At 62.6% G+C, this 19,837-nt stretch carries 21 protein-coding genes; 19 read left to right on the forward strand and 2 right to left on the reverse strand.

All coding sequences use genetic code 11. The features are described from left to right. Positions 1–314 precede the first annotated feature (314 nt). The 18 genes from AB4O23_RS01105 to ureC all read left to right on the forward strand — a co-directional run bounded on the left by AB4O23_RS01105 (position 315) and on the right by ureC (position 16,172). Positions 315–617, forward strand: coding sequence for a type II toxin-antitoxin system RelE/ParE family toxin (locus AB4O23_RS01105; RefSeq protein ID WP_017527896.1), 303 nt, complete (start codon positions 315–317; stop codon positions 615–617). Between the two features lie 3 nt (positions 618–620). After that, positions 621–908 (forward strand): addiction module antidote protein, encoded by a 288-nt coding sequence (locus AB4O23_RS01110; protein ID WP_065879424.1) that lies wholly within the window; start codon positions 621–623, stop codon positions 906–908. A gap of 97 nt (positions 909–1,005) precedes the next feature. Then, on the forward strand, positions 1,006–1,401 hold the full coding sequence (locus AB4O23_RS01115; protein WP_017527898.1) for a DUF2946 domain-containing protein: 396 nt from the start codon (positions 1,006–1,008) through the stop codon (positions 1,399–1,401). A gap of 47 nt (positions 1,402–1,448) precedes the next feature. Further along, entirely contained in the window at positions 1,449–1,931 is a 483-nt protein-coding gene (locus tag AB4O23_RS01120) for a copper chaperone PCu(A)C (RefSeq protein WP_017527899.1), read from the forward strand. Positions 1,932–1,942: 11 nt separating this feature from the next. Beyond that, the gene (locus AB4O23_RS01125; protein WP_065879425.1) at positions 1,943–2,341 is read left to right on the forward strand and encodes a DUF2946 domain-containing protein; all 399 of its coding nucleotides are present in this window, start codon (positions 1,943–1,945) and stop codon (positions 2,339–2,341) included. 93 nt (positions 2,342–2,434) lie between these two features. Further along, positions 2,435–4,495, forward strand: a complete 2,061-nt coding sequence (locus AB4O23_RS01130; RefSeq protein WP_065879426.1) for a TonB-dependent copper receptor — start codon at positions 2,435–2,437, stop codon at positions 4,493–4,495. 116 nt (positions 4,496–4,611) lie between these two features. Continuing rightward, positions 4,612–5,994: a PepSY-associated TM helix domain-containing protein gene (locus AB4O23_RS01135; RefSeq protein ID WP_068936056.1), complete on the forward strand. Its 1,383-nt coding sequence runs from the start codon at positions 4,612–4,614 to the stop codon at positions 5,992–5,994. Between the two features lie 205 nt (positions 5,995–6,199). Then, positions 6,200–7,465, forward strand: a complete 1,266-nt coding sequence (urtA, locus tag AB4O23_RS01140) for an urea ABC transporter substrate-binding protein (RefSeq protein WP_026067266.1) — start codon at positions 6,200–6,202, stop codon at positions 7,463–7,465. A gap of 72 nt (positions 7,466–7,537) precedes the next feature. After that, a complete protein-coding gene (gene urtB / locus AB4O23_RS01145; RefSeq protein ID WP_460061805.1) occupies positions 7,538–9,040 on the forward strand; it encodes an urea ABC transporter permease subunit UrtB in 1,503 nt (500 codons plus the stop codon). Next, positions 9,040–10,107, forward strand: coding sequence for an urea ABC transporter permease subunit UrtC (urtC, locus tag AB4O23_RS01150; protein WP_017527905.1), 1,068 nt, complete (start codon positions 9,040–9,042; stop codon positions 10,105–10,107). The genes urtB and urtC overlap by 1 nt, the downstream gene beginning before the upstream one ends. After that, a complete protein-coding gene (gene urtD, locus AB4O23_RS01155; RefSeq protein ID WP_017527906.1) occupies positions 10,104–10,937 on the forward strand; it encodes an urea ABC transporter ATP-binding protein UrtD in 834 nt (277 codons plus the stop codon). The genes urtC and urtD overlap by 4 nt, the downstream gene beginning before the upstream one ends. A 58-nt stretch (positions 10,938–10,995) precedes the next feature. After that, a complete protein-coding gene (urtE, locus tag AB4O23_RS01160) occupies positions 10,996–11,694 on the forward strand; it encodes an urea ABC transporter ATP-binding subunit UrtE (protein ID WP_017527907.1) in 699 nt (232 codons plus the stop codon). A gap of 31 nt (positions 11,695–11,725) precedes the next feature. Next, positions 11,726–12,565 (forward strand): urease accessory protein UreD, encoded by an 840-nt coding sequence (locus AB4O23_RS01165; RefSeq protein ID WP_017527908.1) that lies wholly within the window; start codon positions 11,726–11,728, stop codon positions 12,563–12,565. Positions 12,566–12,739: 174 nt separating this feature from the next. Continuing rightward, complete coding sequence (gene ureA, locus AB4O23_RS01170; RefSeq protein WP_003171437.1) at positions 12,740–13,042, forward strand: urease subunit gamma; 303 nt, start codon at positions 12,740–12,742, stop codon at positions 13,040–13,042. Positions 13,043–13,051: 9 nt separating this feature from the next. Then, complete coding sequence (locus AB4O23_RS01175) at positions 13,052–13,564, forward strand: N-acetyltransferase family protein (protein ID WP_460116553.1); 513 nt, start codon at positions 13,052–13,054, stop codon at positions 13,562–13,564. 5 nt (positions 13,565–13,569) lie between these two features. Further along, positions 13,570–14,103, forward strand: a complete 534-nt coding sequence (locus tag AB4O23_RS01180) for a GNAT family N-acetyltransferase (protein ID WP_116079041.1) — start codon at positions 13,570–13,572, stop codon at positions 14,101–14,103. Next, positions 14,100–14,405 carry an urease subunit beta gene (locus tag AB4O23_RS01185; RefSeq protein ID WP_017526372.1) on the forward strand — a complete coding sequence of 102 codons (306 nt, stop codon included), beginning with the start codon at positions 14,100–14,102 and terminating at the stop codon, positions 14,403–14,405. The genes AB4O23_RS01180 and AB4O23_RS01185 overlap by 4 nt, the downstream gene beginning before the upstream one ends. A 66-nt stretch (positions 14,406–14,471) precedes the next feature. Continuing rightward, positions 14,472–16,172: an urease subunit alpha gene (gene ureC, locus AB4O23_RS01190; RefSeq protein ID WP_017526373.1), complete on the forward strand. Its 1,701-nt coding sequence runs from the start codon at positions 14,472–14,474 to the stop codon at positions 16,170–16,172. Between the two features lie 43 nt (positions 16,173–16,215). On the opposite strand, the gene AB4O23_RS01195 is transcribed toward ureC, so the two are convergent. Beyond that, a complete protein-coding gene (locus AB4O23_RS01195) occupies positions 16,216–17,154 on the reverse strand; it encodes a DnaJ C-terminal domain-containing protein (protein WP_017526374.1) in 939 nt (312 codons plus the stop codon). 239 nt (positions 17,155–17,393) lie between these two features. On the opposite strand from AB4O23_RS01195, the gene AB4O23_RS01200 reads away from it, so the two are divergent. Further along, positions 17,394–18,662, forward strand: a complete 1,269-nt coding sequence (locus tag AB4O23_RS01200) for an Hsp70 family protein (RefSeq protein ID WP_116079038.1) — start codon at positions 17,394–17,396, stop codon at positions 18,660–18,662. 116 nt (positions 18,663–18,778) lie between these two features. Here AB4O23_RS01200 and AB4O23_RS01205 read toward each other — a convergent pair whose 3' ends face one another. Continuing rightward, positions 18,779–19,792, reverse strand: coding sequence for an AI-2E family transporter (locus AB4O23_RS01205; protein ID WP_017526376.1), 1,014 nt, complete (start codon positions 19,790–19,792; stop codon positions 18,779–18,781). Between the last annotated feature and the right edge of the window lie 45 nt (positions 19,793–19,837).

Consider the following 19,837-nt stretch of genomic DNA (forward strand, 5'->3'; position numbering starts at 1 on the left):
CCACTGATTGACTGACTTCACACCGCTATCGGGAGCAAGCCCCCACATTCAAAACTGCGTCATCCAGCTACTGCTGCCGTCTGCGCAACGCCGAGCAATTCCTCTCGTAACCAACCGAACAGCCAACTCTCGGGCCTCACCACCGAAAGTCGAATCCCCCTACAAACACTTCTGAACAAGCTGGCTGGCTCAGCCAAAAGCCCTCGCCCTAACCTCCCCGCTCGCGGTTTCGCCTCAGCCATCCGCGATGGGGATGCCTGCTTTTGCAGCGCGTCGCAACTTGCCAATGTGTATCCCAAGGAATACGATCCGAGATGATTCACTTCAAGAGGTCTGATGAGTTTCAGGAATGGCTTTATTCGTTGCGCAGTCAACCCGCCCATGGACGCGTACTAACAAGATTGGATAACGCAAGAATGGGTAATTTTGGAGACTGCGAAAACGTCGGAAATGGCATATCCGAAATGCGCATCCACTATGGCCCTGGATACCGTGTGTACTTCAAGCGTGTAGGTGAGGTGGTTTACCTATTGCTGACAGGTGGCGATAAATCAACGCAAAAACGCGACATTGAGCGCGCTAAAGCAATTGCCGATGAATTTGAGAGAAAGGAGTGACCCATGACTCAATTTAACGATTTCGACATAGCCGAACACCTGACGACCCCTCAGGACATTGCGGGGTATCTGGAAGCTTCTTTCGAGGAGGACGCCGGTGACGGCCTGCTGATCCGTTCAGCGCTCAACAACATCGCCCGCGCCCAAGGCATGACCCAAATCGCCCGCGACGCAGGCCTCGGACGGGAAAGTCTATACAAAGCCCTCTCCAGCACTGGCAATCCTGAGTTCGCGACTATCATGAAGGTCATGAAGGCGTTAGGCCTGAGACTTCGCGCCACCGCTATCTGATGGCACTGCGACACCAAACCACACCGCCCCTTTTTACTTCTCCCCACCGATCAGGCTAAATACCCGCCTGCTCCTTTAACCCTACGGATTGTCCGCCATGGCCCGTCAACGCTTTGCAATTGCCTGGATCGCCTGCCTTGCAGTGCTGTTCAATGCGTTTGCCATGCCGATGGCCAGTGCGATGCAGCAGACGGATGACCCGGTCAAGCGGCTGATGTGGGGCGGGTTCTGTTCTTCCAATGGCGCCAGCCTGAAGACGATTGCCCTGGGCAAGCTGCAAATCCCGGCGCCGCAGCAGGACGATCATTCCACCATGCAGCATTGCTGGTGTTGCTCCGGCGGGGCGCCCTTGGTGGCGTTGCCGGGGCATGCGTCGCAGTTGTACGTCACGCGGTTCGACGCGGTACAGAGCCTGCCACCCCCCTCGTTGCAAACCCCAACCCCGCGCCAGCAATGGCCGAGCCTCAACCCCCGCGCCTCTCCAACGGTCTGAGCTTCTTCGCAAGTGAACTGCGTTTAGAACCGTTCTGGAGAACTGCCATGCTTAAATCTTCCCTGCTTCTGGCCGCGTTGCTGCTGCCGGTGTTCAGTGCCGCCAACGCCGAAGACTACAAGGCCGGCGACCTGCTGGTCAGCGACCCCTGGTCCCAGGAATTGCCGCCGAACGCGCCGACGGTTGCGGCGTACTTTGTCATTCATAACACCGGCGCCACCCCGGATCGCCTGCTCAGTGCTCAGACGCCCTTGGCGCAGAAAGCCGAATTGCATGAGCATGTGATGCAGGGCGATTTAATGAAGATGCAGCAAGTGCCCAGCGTGGCCGTGCCGGCCAAGGGCGAGCTGACCTTCGCGCCCATGGCTTATCACGTGATGCTGCTGGGCCTCAAAGACCGCAGCCTGTTGGCCGATGGCAAGCAATTTCCGTTGACCCTGACCTTCGAAAAAGCCGGCAAGGTCGAGGTGCAAGTCTCGGTACAAAAAGTGCCGCCGATGGCCAACCACGGGCATAAGCACGCTCAATAGGCCAACACTCGATGGGCGCCCCTCGCGCCAGGCTCTCTCCACACCGCGTGAAGCGCGGCAGTTGGGTCTGCCTGTTTGCCATGTTGATGATCTTTATCGGCCCGCTGATTTCCCAAGCGATGCCGATGGACCATCACGCCGGTATGTCTATGGCAATGCCCATGGAGATGCCGGGCGACCACGGCGAATCCCATCATCCCAAAGCCCCCAGCGAACACCACGCACTCTGGGCCAAGTGCGGTTATTGCGACCTGCTGTTCAGTTGCCCCGCCCTGCCCGGCAGCGTGTCATGCGTGGCCCTCGGTCCCCCGCCGCCGGCCAATGCCCTCACCCCCGCCACGCGCCTGGGCCATGCCCGGCAGAGCATCTTCCCCGGCGCCCGCAGCCGTGCGCCGCCCGTCGTTTCGTAAACGTCTGACACCGTTACTTCACCCCGGCCGACTTTAGACAGACAGCCGCAGGCTGCTGGCCGTGTTGTTTACGAATGATTGATGGAATTTGTCATGTCCAGGTTTTCTGCTGACACCCGATTGGGAAGTACCACTGCGCTCGCCATTTTATGCGGCGCATTCCTGGCGCCACAGGTTCAGGCCGACGAGCATGAGCTGAGCCCCACCGTGATCACCGCGATCGCACCCAGCTCGCCGCTGACCGTGGTCACCGACCCGAAAGACCCGCGCCAACCGGTGCCCGCCAGCGATGGCGGCGACTACCTCAAGACCATCCCCGGCTTCGCCCTGGTGCGCAACGGCGGCACCAATGGCGACCCGGTGCTGCGCGGCATGTTCGGCTCGCGCCTGAACATCCTCACCAACGGCAGCATGATGCTCGGCGCCTGCCCCGGCCGCATGGATGCGCCCACCTCGTACATTTCGCCGGAAACCTACGACACCCTAACCGTGATCAAGGGCCCGCAAACCGTGCTCTGGGGCCCAGGCGCTTCGGCCGGCACCATTTTGTTCGAGCGCGAGCCGGAACACTTCGGCGAGCTGGGCACGCGGCTCAATGCCAGTGTGCTGGCCGGTTCCAACGGGCGTTTCGACAAGGTCATCGACGCCGCCGCCGGCGGGCCGCGGGGCTACGTACGGGTGATCGGCAACCAGGCACACGCCGACGATTACAAGGACGGCAACCACGACACCGTCGCCTCACGCTACGACAAATGGAACGGCGACGTGGCCGTGGGTTTTACCCCCGACGCCGACACCCTGCTGGAACTCACCGCCGGCCGTGGCGATGGCGAAGCACGCTACGCCGGGCGCGGCATGGACGGCTCGCAGTTCCTGCGCGAAAGCCTGGGCCTGCGCTTCGAAAAATCGAATATCGGCGAGGTGCTGGACAAGGTCGAGGCCCAGGTCTACTACAACTACGCCGACCACGTGATGGACAACTACAGCCTGCGCACGCCCTCGGGCACCGGGATGATGGCCGGGCCCATGGCCTCCAACGTTGACCGTCGCACCCTCGGCGCGCGGGTCAAAGCCACCTGGCGCTGGGCCGATCTGCAGTTGATCAGCGGCCTGGATGCACAGACCAATGAACACCGCGCACGCAGCAGCATGGGCATCGACACCTACAAAGACCTGCCGCGCACCAAGGACGCCAACTTCCACAACTACGGCGTGTTCGGTGAACTGACCTGGTACGCCGCCGACCGCGACCGCCTGATCAGCGGCGCGCGCCTGGACCGCGCCTCGGCCAAGGATTTTCGCCAAACCCTCGGCTCCGGCATGAGCACCCGCCCAAACCCGACCGCCGACAATAGCCGCGCAGACACCCTGCCCTCGGGCTTCATGCGTTACGAGCACGACCTGGCCGACACCCCCACCACGCTCTACGCCGGCCTGGGCCACGCCGAACGGTTCCCGGACTACTGGGAACTGTTCTCCCCCAACACCGGCGCGGCAGGCTCAGTGAATGCCTTCGACGGGGTGAAACCGGAGAAAACCACCCAACTCGACTTCGGCGCGCAATACAAAGCCGCCGACCTCGAAGCCTGGGCCTCGGGCTATGTGGGCCAGGTGCGTGACTTCATCCTGTTCGACTACCGGGCCGGCAGGATGGGCACCACCTCCCAGGCGCGCAATGTCGACGCGCGCATCATGGGCGGCGAACTGGGCGCGGCATACAAGCTGACGCGCCACTGGAAAGCCGACGCCAGCCTCGCCTACGCCTGGGGCAAGAACAGCAGCGACGGCAAGCCCCTGCCGCAAATGCCGCCGCTGGACACACGCCTGGGCCTCACCTACAGCGAAGACGACTGGAGCGCCGGCGCCCTCTGGCGGGTGGTCGCCGCGCAACACCGCATCGACCCGAACAAGGGCAATGTGGTCGGCAAGGACTACGACAAGAGCGGCGGCTTTGGCGTGTTTTCGCTGAACGCCGCGTACCGCCTCAATAAACACTTCAAGGTCAGCACCGGCGTCGACAACCTGTTCGGCAAAGCCTATGCCGAGCACCTGAACCTGGCGGGCAACGCCGGGTTCGGCTACCCGGCCAGCGATCCGCAGGCCATCAAGGAGCCCGGCCGAACCCTTTGGACCAAGGTGGACATGAGCTTCTAAACGCATCGCCGGCAAGCCAGCTCCCACATTGGAATACCTCCCAAATGCGGGAGGGGGCTTGCCCCCGATGACGGTGTACCTGACACAAAAAACTCAAAGCCTTGCGGAGCCCGATGATGAACAAGCAAAAAATCTCCTTCTACAACCTGGCCTGGCGCTGGCACTTCTACGCCGGGCTCTTCGTCGCCCCCTTCATGGTGCTGCTGGCAATCACCGGCATCATCTACCTGTTCAAACCCCAACTCGACCCGTTGATGTACGGCCACCTGCTGACCGTCCCCGCCGCCGAACACACATTGAGCGCCGACGAACAACTGCAACGCGCCAAGGCCGCCTACCCTCAGGGCGCAATCAGCAAGTATCTGCCCCCGGTGGACGCCACCCGCAGCGCGCAGTTCGTGATGCACAACGGCGGCCGGGAAATCACCGTATTCGTCGACCCCTATCGCGGCACGGTGCTCGGCGAACAGGACGCAAAATACAACCTGCAAGCCATCGCCCGCGCCCTGCACGGCGAGCTGATGATCGGCACCACCGGCGACCGCCTGGTGGAACTCGCCGCCGGCTGGGGCGTGATGCTCGTCGTGTCCGGCCTGTACCTGTGGTGGCCGCGCGGCAAGTCGTCGGCCGGGGTATTGTGGCCGCGCATTAACAGTCGTGGCCGAGTGTTCTGGCGCGATATGCATGCGGTCGCGGGCTTCTGGGGCGCTGCGTTTTTGCTGGTGATGCTGCTCAGCGGCATGACCTGGACCGGCTTGTGGGGCAAGCAATACGCCGACCTGTGGAACCGCTTTCCAGCCGCCATGTGGAACAACGTGCCGCAGTCCGACCAGCAAGCGCGGGTGCTCAACACCGCGACGCAACAGACCGTGCCCTGGGCCATGGAAAACACGCCGATGCCGATGTCCGGCGACCACGCCGAGCACATGAACCACGGCGCCATGCATTCCGCTCCCGCCGCCCCCACCCTGCGACTGCAACAAGTAGTGGACCTGGCCACCGCGCACAAAGTCGAGCCCGGCTACAGCATCACCTTCCCCACCACCGCCGAAGGCGTGTTCACCATCGCCGTGTTCGCCGACGACCCGCGCTTTGATGCCACCCTGCATGTGGACCAGTACACCGGCAAGGTCCTGGCCGATGTGCGTTGGGCGCACTACAACCTTGTCGCCCGCGCCACCGAAACCGGCGTGATGCTGCACGAGGGCAAGATGTTCGGCTGGGTCAACCAACTGATCGTGCTGTTGATCTGCCTGATGATTCTGCTCAGCGCCGTCAGCGGCGTGGTGATCTGGTGGAAGCGCAGGCCCCAGGGCGGCCTGGGCGTTCCGCCGTTGCGCCATGACCTGCCCAAGTGGAAAACCGCGATGCTGATCATGCTCGGCCTGGCGATTGTTTTCCCGCTGGTGGGCGCCTCGCTGATCGCGGTGTGGGCATTGGATCGCCTGGTGTTGGCGCGCTTTTTCGGCCAGCGCGCGCCCTCCACCGATCAGGCATAAGCCAGGCAACGCCAATCGCTCGCTAACGCACCAGCGCGGTGCCCGCTGCGCACCATCGCCGGATCCAGGCGCCGAATCGGTGCAGGGTCTGGCGCTCATCGCGGTGCGCAGCACCGGATTCAAGGGCTGGCCCGAGCGGGCACAGCCTTTGCAATCACTCCAGTATCTGACCCACAACAACACTCAGGCACTCGGAGATCGCACCATGAAGCGTCGCAGCTTGATCAAGGCTTTCACTTTGTCGGCATCCATTGCCGCCATGGGCATGACCTGGACTATCCAGGCCGCCGAGACCATCAAGGTCGGCATCCTGCACTCGCTGTCCGGCACCATGGCCATCTCCGAAACGTCGCTTAAAGACATGGCGTTGATGACCATCGATGAAATCAACGCCAAGGGTGGCGTGAACGGAAAAATGCTCGAGCCCGTAGTCGTCGACCCTGCGTCCAACTGGCCGCTGTTCGCCGAAAAAGGCCGGCAGTTGCTGACCCAGGATAAAGTCGCCGTGGTGTTCGGCTGCTGGACCTCGGTGTCGCGCAAATCCGTGTTGCCGGTGTTCGAAGAACTCAACGGCCTGTTGTTCTACCCGGTGCAATACGAAGGCGAAGAGATGTCGCCGAACGTGTTCTACACCGGCGCGGCGCCGAACCAGCAGGCGATCCCGGCGGTGGAATACCTGATGAGCGAAGAAGGCGGCGGCGCCAAGCGTTTCTTCCTGTTGGGCACCGACTACGTGTACCCGCGCACCACCAACAAGATCCTGCGTTCGTTCCTGCATTCCAAAGGCGTGGCGGATAAAGACATCGAAGAGGTCTACACCCCGTTCGGCCACGCCGATTACCAGACCATCGTCGCCAACATCAAAAAATTCTCCGCCGGCGGCAAGACCGCGGTGATTTCCACCGTGAACGGCGACTCCAACGTGCCGTTCTACAAAGAACTGGCCAACCAAGGCTTGAAGGCCACCGACGTGCCGGTGGTGGCCTTCTCCGTCGGCGAAGAAGAACTGCGCGGCATCGACACCAAGCCGCTGGTAGGCAACCTCGCCGCCTGGAACTACTTCCAGTCGGTGGAGAACCCGGTGAACAAAAAGTTCGTCGCCGACTGGAAGGCCTACGCCAAGAAACACAACCTGCCGGGCGCCGACAAAGCCGTGACCAACGACCCGATGGAAGCCACCTACGTGGGCATCCACATGTGGGCGCAGGCGGCCGAGAAAGCCAAGTCCACCGACGTCGACAAAGTGCGTGAAGCGCTGGCCGGCCAGACCTTCGCCGCACCGTCGGGCTTCACCCTGACCATGGACAAGACCAACCACCACCTGCACAAGCCGGTGATGATCGGCGAGATCCAGGCCGACGGGCAGTTCTCGGTGGTGTGGCAGACCCAGGAGCCGATCCGCGCGCAGCCGTGGAGCCCGTACATCCCTGGCAATGACAAAAAGCCGGACTATGCGGTGAAGAGCAACTAAAGCCCCCCAGGCCAAATGTGGGAGGGGGCGATCCTCTTCCCACACTGTCCGGCACGACTAGGACATTTGTTTATGCCCGCTGCCCTCCATCGCTATTTCCTGGCACTGCTGCTGTTACTGCCTTTGGCGGTACACGCAAGCGACGCCGAAGACTTCCTCGCCGCCAACCCGGCGCAGCAAGCCAAACTCCTTCAGGATTGGGCCGCCAACCCCGACCCGGCGCGCATCGAGCTGGTGGACGCGCTGGAGCAAGGCCAGCTCACGCTCAACGGCGAAACCAAAACCGTGCGCCTGAACAACCGCCTGCGCGGCCTGATCGATAACGTGCAAGCCAGCCAGCAACTGCTCGCCGCCGATCCCAAGGTCCGTTTGACCGCCGCGCAAACCCTGCAAAAAAGCGCACAACCGGCGCAACTCAAATTCCTCGACCAGCGCGTCGCCGCCGAAACCGATGAAGGCGTGCATACCGCCCTGAGCCTGGCGCTGGCCAACCTGCAATTGGTCGACCCCGACCCGGTGGTGCGCCTGGCCGCCGTGCGTTTGCTTGGCAGCACCGGCGACCCGCTGGCCCGCACGCGCCTGGAAGCCCTGCTCGCGCCCGGCGTCGAAACCGATGCCGGCGTGCACACCGCCGCCGAAACCAGCCTGGCCCAGGTCAAACGCAAACTGATGATGGGCGAGATCCTCGGCCAGGCGTTCAGCGGCATGTCCCTGGGTTCGATCCTGTTGCTGGCGGCGCTGGGGCTGGCGATCACCTTCGGCCTGCTTGGCGTGATCAACATGGCCCACGGCGAAATGCTGATGCTCGGCGCCTACTCGACCTATGTGGTGCAGTTGCTGATGCAGCGCTACGTGCCCGCGGCCATCGAGTTCTACCCGTTGATCGCGCTGCCGGTGGCGTTCTTTGTCACCGCCGCCATCGGTATGGCGCTGGAACGCACGGTGATCCGCCATTTGTACGGCCGCCCCCTGGAAACCCTGCTGGCCACCTGGGGCATCAGCCTGATGCTGATCCAACTGGTGCGCCTGGTGTTCGGCGCGCAGAACGTCGAGGTGGCCAACCCGCAATGGTTGTCCGGTGGCATCCAGGTGCTGCCCAACCTGGTGCTGCCGTACAACCGCATCGTGATCATCGCCTTTGCGTTGTTTGTGGTGGTACTCACGTGGCTGCTGCTGAATAAGACTCGCCTGGGCCTGAACGTGCGCGCGGTCACCCAGAACCGCAACATGGCCGCCTGCTGCGGCGTGCCCACCGGGCGCGTGGACATGCTCGCCTTTGGCCTCGGCTCCGGCATCGCCGGCCTGGGCGGCGTGGCGCTGAGCCAGATCGGCAACGTCGGGCCGGACCTTGGCCAGAGCTACATCATCGACTCGTTCCTGGTGGTGGTGCTCGGCGGTGTCGGCCAACTGGCCGGCAGTGTCACGGCGGCCTTCGGGTTGGGCATCGCCAACAAAATTCTTGAGCCGCAGATCGGAGCCGTGCTCGGCAAGATCCTGATCCTCGCGCTGATCATTCTGTTTATCCAGAAACGCCCGCAGGGACTCTTCGCACTGAAAGGACGGGTGATCGACTGATGAACCAGCCATTGATGCTTACGGCCGCACAAAAGGCCGGCCCCAAGGCGACGATTACCGTCGGTGTGATCGTGCTGATCCTGCTGCTGGCGTTGCCGTTGTGCTCGCTGCTGTCGCCGCAAAACCCGCTGCACGTGTCGGCGTACACCCTGACGCTGGTGGGCAAGATCCTCTGCTACGCCATCGTCGCGCTGGCCCTGGACCTGGTGTGGGGTTATGCCGGGATGCTGTCCCTGGGCCACGGGCTGTTTTTTGCCCTGGGCGGTTATGCGATGGGCATGTACCTGATGCGCCAGGCCGCCGGCAGTGAGTTACCGGCGTTCATGACGTTTTTATCGTGGACCGAACTGCCCTGGTATTGGGCCGGCACCGACCACTTCCTGTGGGCCCTGTGCCTGGTGGTATTGGCGCCGGGGTTGCTGGCGTTGGTGTTCGGCTTCTTCGCCTTCCGCTCGCGGATCAAGGGCGTGTATTTCTCGATCATGACCCAGGCCCTGACCTTTGCCGGGATGCTGCTGTTCTTTCGCAACGAGACCGGGTTTGGCGGCAATAACGGCTTTACCAACTTTCGCAGCATTCTGGGCTTTGGCATCACCGAGCCGGGTACGCGCGCCGTGCTGTTTACCGCCACGGTGCTGCTGCTGGTGGCGAGCCTGTACATCGGCTGGCGTCTGGCGCAAAGCAAGTTCGGCCGCGTGCTGACTGCCCTGCGCGATGCCGAGAACCGCCTGATGTTCTGCGGCTACGACCCGCGTGGTTTCAAACTGTTCGTGTGGGTGTTGAGCGCCGTGTTGTGCGGCTTGGCCGGGGCTTTGTATGTGCCGCAGGTGGGCATCATCAACCCCAGCGAAATGTCGCCGACCAACTCCATCGAAGCCGCCGTGTGGGTGGCCCTGGGCGGGCGCGGCACGCTGATCGGCCCCTTGCTCGGCGCCGGGGTGGTCAATGGCATGAAGAGCTGGTTCACCGTGGCCTTCCCGGAATACTGGCTGTTCTTCCTCGGGGCGTTGTTCATCATCGTCACCCTGTACCTGCCCAAGGGCGTTATCGGCCTGCTGAAGAAATGAGGAACGTCATGCTTGAACCTATTTTCGATGCAGGCAGCGGCCGTGATGCGATCGGCATCGGCCAGGCTGCGGGCAAGGGCCTCAACACGCGCCATGGCACGATCCTGACCCTGGAAGACATCAGCGTCAGCTTCGATGGTTTCAAGGCGCTCAACGACCTCAACCTGTACATCGGCGTCGGCGAACTGCGCTGCATCATCGGCCCCAACGGCGCGGGCAAGACCACGCTGATGGACGTGATCACCGGCAAGACCCGACCCAGCCACGGCAACGCCTGGTTCGGCGAAACCCTGGACCTCACCGGCATGAGTGAAGTGCAGATCGCCCAGGCCGGCATCGGCCGCAAGTTCCAGAAGCCCACGGTGTTCGAAGCCCTCAGCGTGTTCGAAAACCTGGAGCTGGCGCAGAACACCGACAAGTCGGTGTGGGCCAGCCTGCGCGCGCGCCTGAGCGGCGAACAGAAAGACCGTATCGAAGAAGTGCTCGACACCATTCGCCTCACCGCATCGGTACAGCGCCCTGCCGGCCTGCTGTCCCACGGCCAGAAGCAGTTTTTGGAAATCGGCATGCTGTTGATGCAGGACCCGCAGCTGTTGCTGCTGGATGAACCGGTGGCGGGCATGACCGACGCCGAAACCGAGTTCACCGCCGAGCTGTTCAAACGCCTGGCGGGCAAGCATTCGCTGATGGTGGTGGAACACGACATGGGCTTTGTCGGCTCGATTGCCGACCACGTGACGGTGTTGCACCAGGGCAGCGTGCTGGCCGAGGGGTCGCTGGAACAGGTGCAGGAAAACGAGCGGGTGATCGAGGTGTACCTCGGCCGCTGACTTGCTGGAAGGGGGCTTGCCAGCCCCCTTCCACAAAGGATTTGAGGAGAATTTGGGTATGCTGCAAGTCGAAAAATTGCACCAGTACTACGGCGGTAGCCACATCCTGCGCGGGCTGTCGTTTGACGTGAAGATCGGCGAAGTGACCTGCCTGCTCGGCCGTAACGGCGTAGGCAAGACCACCCTGCTCAAGTGCCTGATGGGGTTGCTGCCGGCCAAAGAGGGCGCGGTGAATTGGGAAGGTCGCGCCATTACCGGTTTCAAGCCACACCAGCGCGTGCATGCAGGGATCGCCTACGTGCCCCAGGGTCGCGAGATTTTCGGGCGCCTGACGGTAGAAGAAAACCTGCTGATGGGCCTGTCGCGCTTCCCTGGCTCGGAGGCCAAAGAGGTGCCGGCGTTTATCTACGAGCTGTTCCCGGTGCTGCTGCAGATGAAGCATCGGCGCGGCGGTGACTTGTCCGGCGGGCAACAACAGCAGCTGGCCATCGGCCGTGCCCTGGCCAGCCGCCCGCGCCTGTTGATCCTCGACGAACCCACCGAAGGCATCCAGCCGTCGGTGATCAAGGAGATCGGCGCAGTGATCAAACAGCTCGCGGCACGCGGCGACATGGCGATTCTGTTGGTGGAGCAGTTCTATGACTTCGCCGCCGAACTGGCCGACCAGTACCTGGTGATGTCGCGGGGTGAAATCGTGCAGCAGGGCCGTGGCGAAAATATGCAAAGCGACGGTGTGCGCGGCCTGGTAACGATCTAATCTGTAGCGTCCTGACGATAAGCACCCAACCATGAACCTGCCCGTTTCCTCTGCCTTGTTCACCCCCAGCTGGCACGCCGAGCTGGAACTCGGCTACGCGCGTTTCGGCGACACCACGCGCCCGGTGATGCGCCGCCACCTCGGCCCGCTGCGCGTGCAAAAGCACCTGTATGCCGAAGGCCCCGAGGTGTGCCAGCACATCATCGTGCACCCGCCCGGCGGCATTGCCGGCGGGGATCGCCTGGCTATCAGCGCCCATGTCGCCGAAGGTGCCTGGGCCCAATTGACCAGCCCCGGCGCAGCCAAGTGGTATCGCGCCAAGGGCCCTGCGTATCAGCACCTCGACCTGCGCGTCGCAGCGGGCGCCACGCTGGAATGGCTGCCCCAGGAAACCATCGTATTCAGCGCCGCCCAGGCCGAACTCACCACGCGCATCGACCTGCAAGGCGACGCCCGCCTGTTCTACTGGGATGTGGTCGCCCTGGGTCGCCCAGCCAGTGGCGAGCGCTTCGACCTGGGCCATTTTCAAGCCCATTTGGATATCCGCCGCGACGGTCGGTTGCTCTGGCATGAACGCCAGCGCATCGTCGGCGGCGATGGCTTGCTCGACTCACCGATCGGACTGGATGGGCAACCGGTGTTCGCCACGTTGCTGGTCACCGGCGACATCCCTGCTCAGTTGCTTGAACAATGTCGCGCGCTGCCGAACGCCGTACGCGGCGACCTGACCCAACTGCCCGGCTTGCTGGTGGCGCGTTGCCTGGCCGGTGAAGCGCTGCTGGCGCGGGGATGGTTGATTGATTTATGGCGGCTGTTGCGTCCGGCGGCACTTGGGCGCGAAGCCGTCGCACCACGAATCTGGAGCACATGAAGATCAAAATGTGGGAGGGGCGGTGCGACGATTCGACGTGCTCCCGATAGCTGAGTGTCATGCAATAAATCTGTCACTGATCCATCGCCATCGGGAGCAAGTCGAATCGTCGCACCGCCCCTCCCACATTTGATCTCCACTGTATTTAAGAATGCATTTAAAGGACCTTGAACCATGGACCTCACCCCACGGGAAAAAGACAAGCTGTTGATCTTCACCGCAGGCCTGGTGGCCGAGCGTCGCCTGGCGCGCGGTGTGAAGCTCAACTACCCGGAAACCATCGCCTACATCAGCGCCGCGCTGATGGAAGGTGCCCGCGATGGCCGCACTGTGGCCGACCTGATGCACTACGGCACCACCCTGCTCAGCCGCGAACAGGTGATGGAAGGCATCCCGGAAATGATCCCGGATATCCAGGTGGAAGCCACCTTCCCGGACGGCACCAAGCTGGTCACCGTCCACCAACCGATTGCCTGAGGCCCGGCCATGATTCGTGATGCAACCGAAAAGGACCTTCCCGCCATTCGCGACATCTACAACGACGCGGTGTGCAACACCACGGCGATCTGGAACGAGCAACCGGTGGACCTGGCCAACCGCCAGGCCTGGTTCAGCGCGCGCCAGAGCCAGGGCTACCCGATTCTGGTGGCGGTGGAAAACGATGAGGTCACCGGCTACGCCTCGTTCGGCGATTGGCGGCCCTTCGAAGGCTTCCGCTACAGCGTCGAGCACTCGGTGTACGTGCGTAACGACCAGCGCGGCAAAGGCCTGGGCCCGCGCCTGATGCAAGTCTTGATCGAACGCGCGCGCGCCGCCGGCAAGTACGTGATGGTCGCCGCCATCGAAAGCGGCAACCAGGCCTCGATCCGCCTGCATGAGCGCCTGGGGTTCGTCACCACCGGGCAGATGCCACGAGTGGGCATCAAGTTTGGCCGCTGGCTCGACCTGACCTTTATGCAACTGGCCTTGAACCCGGGCGCCGAACCGCCCAAGGAGTGAGATCGATGAGCGCTGCACAACTGCGTCGAGTCCATGCTGAAAGCTTTGCCCATTACCGCCAGGGCTTGATAGAACTGTTGCTGGACGCGGTGAAGCATGGCGCCTCGGTGGGTTTCATGGCTGACTTCGATGACGCCCAGGCCCGCGCTTATTTGAGCGGCGTGCAAGCCGGTATCGAAGACGCCGGCTTGCTGTTGTGGGTGGTGGTGCGCGATGAACAGGTGCAGGCCAGCGTGCAATTGGCGCTGTGCCAGAAAGCCAATGGCCTGAACCGTGCCGAGGTGCAAAAACTGCTGGTGCACAGCAGCGCCCGGCGCCATGGCCTGGGCCAGCAATTGATGCACGCGCTGGAACTCGCCGCGCGCCAACACAAACGCGGCCTGCTGTACCTGGACACCGAAGCCGGCTCTGCGGCGGAAGCCTTCTACCAGGCGCTGCGCTACACCAAGATCGGTGAACTGCCCGATTACTGCCAAAGCCCGGACGGGCGCTACAGCCCGACCGCCATCTACTTCAAGACCCTGGGGCAACCTGCATGATTCCTGGCCAATACCGCATCCAGCCCGGCGAGATCGAACTCAACGTCGGCCGCCGCACCATCATCCTGAGCGTGGCCAACAGCGGCGACCGGCCGATCCAGGTGGGTTCGCATTACCATTTTTTCGAAACCAATGACGCGCTGACGTTTGACCGTGCCGCCAGCCGGGGCATGCGCTTGAACATTCCGGCGGGGACTGCGGTGCGGTTTGAGCCGGGGCAGAGCCGCGAGGTGGAGTTGGTGGATTTGAGTGGTGGGCGGCGGGTGTTTGGGTTTGCCGGTCGGATCATGGGCGACCTTTAGGGCCTCATCGGGAGCAAGCCCCCGATAGCGGCCTCATATTCAACACACATTTTTCAGGACAACCCTATGAAAATCAGCCGCCAAGCCTACGCCGACATGTACGGCCCCACCGTCGGTGACAAGGTGCGCCTGGCCGACACCGAATTGTTCGTCGAAGTGGAACAGGACTTCACCGTCTACGGCGAAGAAGTCAAATTCGGTGGCGGCAAGGTGATCCGCGACGGCCAGGGCCAAAGCCAGTTGCTTGCCCATGAAGTGGTCGACACCCTGATCACCAACGCGCTGATCATCGACCACTGGGGCATCGTCAAGGCCGACGTCGGCTTGAAAAACGGGCGTATTCACGCGATCGGCAAAGCCGGTAACCCGGACATCCAGCCAGGCGTGACCATGGCTATCGGCGCCAGCACCGAAGTGATTGCCGGCGAAGGCATGATCCTCACCGCCGGCGGCATCGACAGCCACGTGCATTTCATCTGCCCGCAGCAGATTGAAGAAGCACTGACCAGCGGCGTGACCACCATGATCGGCGGCGGCACGGGGCCGGCTACCGGTACCAACGCCACCACCTGCACCTCGGGCCCCTGGCACCTGGCGCGCATGCTGCAGGCCAGCGATTCGTTCCCGATGAACATCGGCTTTACCGGCAAGGGCAACGCCAGCCTGCCGGAGCCGTTGGTCGAGCAGGTCAAGGCCGGCGCCATCGGCTTGAAGCTGCATGAAGACTGGGGCACCACGCCCGCCAGCATCGACAACTGCCTGAGCGTCGCCGACAGGTACGACGTGCAGGTGGCGATCCACAGCGACACGCTCAACGAATCCGGCTTCGTCGAAACCACCCTCGCCGCGCTCAAGGGCCGCACCATCCACACCTATCACACCGAGGGCGCCGGCGGCGGCCACGCGCCAGACATCATCAAGGCCTGCGGCTTCCCCAACGTGTTGCCCAGCTCAACCAACCCAACGCGACCGTTTACGCGCAACACCATCGACGAGCACCTGGACATGTTGATGGTCTGCCATCACCTGGACCCAAGCATCGCCGAGGACGTGGCCTTCGCCGAAAGCCGCATCCGCCGCGAGACCATCGCCGCCGAAGATATCCTGCATGACCTCGGCGCGTTCTCGATGATCAGTTCCGACAGCCAGGCCATGGGCCGCGTCGGCGAGGTGATCACGCGTACCTGGCAGACCGCCGACAAGATGAAAAAGCAACGCGGCGCCTTGCCCGGCGACGGCGCGGGTAACGACAACTTCCGCGCCAAGCGCTACATCGCCAAATACACCATCAACCCGGCGATCACCCACGGCATCAGCCACATCGTCGGCTCCATCGAGGTGGGCAAGTGGGCCGACCTGGTGCTGTGGCGCCCGGCGTTTTTCGGCATCAAGCCGACCCTGATCCTCAAGGGAGGCGCGATTGCCTCAAGCCTGATGGGCGACGCCAATGCCTCGATCCCAACGCCGCAACCGGTGCACTACCGCCCGATGTTCGCCAGCTTCGGCAGCTCGCTGCACGCCACCAGCCTGACGTTCATCAGCCAGGCCGCACTGGAGGCCGGCTTGCCGGAAGCCTTGGGTTTGAAGAAACAGATCGCGGTGGTGAAGGGGTGTCGCGACGTGCAGAAAAGCGACCTGATCCACAACGATTACCTGCCGGATATCGAGGTCGACCCACAGACGTATCAGGTCAAGGCGGATGGGGTGTTGCTGTGGTGTGAACCGGCTGACGTACTGCCGATGGCGCAGCGTTACTTCCTGTTCTGACTTACCCCGGTGGCGAGGGAGCGTGCTCCCTCGCCACCGCGGCTTAGAAGTTTTCGCGCGGGTTGAAGTTGGCCTTTTTCGCCAGTGCCTGCCACAGCGCGATGGTCTCGTCGTCGGCCTGTTTGGGCATGACCGCCTTGAGTTGCACAAACAGGTAGCCGCGCTGCCCGGCCTTGTTCAGCAAACCGTGGCCCTTGGCACGCATGCGCTGGCCGTTCTGGCTGCCGGCCGGCACCTTGAGGTTGATCTTGCCGGTGAGGGTGGGCACGGTGACTTCGGTGCCCAACGCCAATTCCCACGGCGCCAATGGCAGGTCGATGATCAGGTTTTCACCGTCCACTTCGAACTTGGGGTGCGGCGCGAACTTGATGATCAGGTACAGATCGCCATTGGCCCCGCCACCGATACCCGGCGCGCCCTGCGCTTTGAGGCGGATGCGCTCACCGTCGGTCACGCCGGCGGGGATCTTCACGTTCAGGCTCTTGGTGGTGTTGCTGACGTGCCGGCCCGAGGCGTCGTATTGCGGCACCTGGAAGGTGACCTGCTTGGACTCGGTGGACAGCGTCTCCTCCAGGAACACCGACAGCTGCATTTCCACGTCCTGGCCTTTACGCCCGGTGGGCCGGCGCTGGCCGCCACCAAAGGCATCGCCGCGCGAGCCGAAGATCGAACTGAAAAAGTCCGAGAAATCGCCCGCGTCCTGGCCGCCGCCAAAGCCGCCACGGCTCTGCCAGCCCGGTGGCCCCTGGAACGGCTGGCCATGCTGGCCGTACTTGCGCAGTTCGTCGTACTCGGCGCGTTTGTCGGCGCTTTTAAGCGCCTCATAGGCTTCGGACGCGTCCTTGAACTTGGCTTCGGCGTCTTTTTCCTTGCTGACATCCGGGTGATATTTGCGCGCGAGCTTGCGATAGGCGGCCTTGATTTCCTTGTCATCGGCGCTCGGCTCGACACCCAATATCTTGTAGTAGTCTTTGAAATCCATCGGCGGTTCACCATCCTTAATCGAGATCGCACAGCCCGGGGCACAACGTGCGTTGTTTTGCACCTGTTGAGTGATGTGGCCTGGGGGTGCGTCGCAGTGTTAATCGGCACGTGCCGTATGCACCACATGTGGGGGCGAATCGCGCACTTTCAAGCACGATTTAACGGATGGTCGGCCTACGCATCCGCCTTCGACTGGCATACACTGCGCGGCCGTTTTTCGACCGGAACCCGATAGACATGAAAAACCCATCCCCAGCCCGTGCCTGCGGCATCGACTTTGGCACGTCCAACTCCACCGTCGGCTGGATCCGCCCCGGCCAGGAGACGCTTATCGCGCTGGAGGACGACAAGATCACCTTGCCGTCGGTGGTGTTCTTCAACTTCGAGGAGCGTCGCCCGGTGTACGGTCGCCTGGCACTGCACGAGTACCTGGAAAACTACGAAGGCCGCTTGATGCGCTCGCTCAAGAGCCTGTTGGGCTCCAAGCTGATCAAACACGACACCAGCATATTGGGCACGGCGATGCCGTTCACCGACCTGCTGGCGCTGTTTATCGGCCAACTCAAGAGCCGCGCCGAAGCCAACGCCGGCCGAGAGTTCGAAGAAGTGGTACTGGGCCGCCCGGTATTTTTCGTCGATGACGACCCGATGGCCGACCAGGAAGCGGAAAACACCCTGGTCGACGTGGCGCGCAAGATCGGCTTCAAGGACATCTCGTTCCAGTACGAGCCGATTGCAGCGGCGTTCGACTACGAGTCCACCATCGAAAAAGAAGAGCTGGTGCTGATCGTCGATATCGGCGGCGGTACCTCCGACTTCTCGCTGGTGCGCCTGTCGCCGGAGCGTCGTCACAACGACAACCGCCAGAGCGACATCCTCGCCACCGGCGGCGTACACATCGGCGGTACCGACTTCGACAAACAGCTCTCGCTGGCCGGCATGATGCCGCTGTTCGGTTACGGCAGCCGCATGAAAAGCGGCGCCTACATGCCCACCAGCCACCACATGAACCTGGCCACGTGGCACACGATCAACTCGGTGTACTCGCAAAAGTCCCAGTTGGCCCTGGGCAGCATGCGCTACGACATCGAAGACACCGGCGGCATCGACCGCCTGTTCAAGCTGATCGAACAGCGCGCCGGGCACTGGTTGGCGATGGAGGTTGAAGAAACCAAGATCCAGTTGACCCACGAAGAACGCCGCCACGTGCCGCTGGACCGTATCGAAGCGGGCCTGAGCGTCGACCTGAGCCGGGCGCTGTTCGAATCGTCCATCGACGCCTTGCTCGAACGCGTGCGCGCCAGCGTGACGCAATTGCTCAACGATGCTTCGGTGAGCGTGGCGCAGGTGGACACGGTGTTCTTTACCGGCGGCTCCAGCGGCATCCCGGCGCTGCGTCACAGCATCGCGGCGATGCTGCCGAATGCGCGGCATGTGGAAGGCAATATTTTTGGCAGTATTGGCAGCGGCCTGGCGATTGAGGCGAGCAAGCGCTACGGGAACTGAGTTTCACCTGTGTGACGCCATCGGGGGCAAGCACCCTCCCACATTTTGATTTGTGAACACATTCAAAGGTGGGAGGGGGCTTGCCCCCGATGAGGCGCGCCCAGGCAGCACAAGGCTTAAACCATACCGCCGAGCTTCAGCTCACTCTTCAGATACGCGTAATAAATCGGCCCCGCCACCACCCCCGGCAGGCCGAATGCCGCTTCAAACACCAGCATCGCCAACAACAATTCCCACGACTTGGCACTGATCTGCCCGCCGACAATGCGCGCGTTGAGGAAGTACTCGACCTTGTGGATCACGATCAGATACCCCAACGCCGCCACCGCCACCCAGATCGACAGCGACAGCGCGACGATGGTGATGAGGGTGTTGGACATCAGGTTGCCGATCACCGGCAGCAGGCCGAGCAGGAAGGTCAGCACGATCAGGGTTTTGGTCAGCGGCAGGTGGATGCCGCACAGCGGCAGTACCACGGCGAGGAACACCGCCGTGAACGCGGTGTTGAGCGCGGCGATCTTGATTTGCGCGAACACAATGTTGCGAAACGCCTGGACCAGCAGGTGCAGGCGGTCGAACAGCGCGGCGGCCAGGGGCTTGCGTTTGGTCAGGTCGGGGATGCGTTGCAAGGCGATGATCGCGCCGAGCACCATGCCGATCAGCAGGGTGACGAACATGTGCGCCGCGTCTTTACCAACCAGTTGCAGTTCACTCAGGTGCTTGCTCAGCCACTCGCCGATGGCCACGCGGAATTCGGCGGCGCTGGCGGGCAGGTAGGCATCGAGGAACGGCGGCAATTGGCCGCGCGCGCGGTCGACCACACCCATGAATTTGTCGAGGGAAGCCCCAGGGTTTTCGGCTTCGTGGAGCAGGAAGCTGATGGCGCCGGCAAAGATCAACGTCAGTACGCTGACGATCAGGGTGCCGAGCAAGGCCACCGCCAGCCAGCGCGCGCGGCGGCCTTCGATCAGCCGTTGCAGTTGGGGGGTGAGCATGTTGACCAGTTCATAGACCAACAGGCCGGCCAGCAGGCTAGGCAGTAGTTTGAGCGGCAGGACCAGCAGCAACCCGCCAAAAATGATGATGTAGCTGGCCAGCAACAACATAGGACGCTGAGAAAACGTTGGCATACAGCCTCAAAACGAACGGCGTTAAAGGATGGGCAGTCTGCCAGC

The sequence above is a fragment of the Pseudomonas sp. H2_A10 genome (assembly GCF_054680085.1).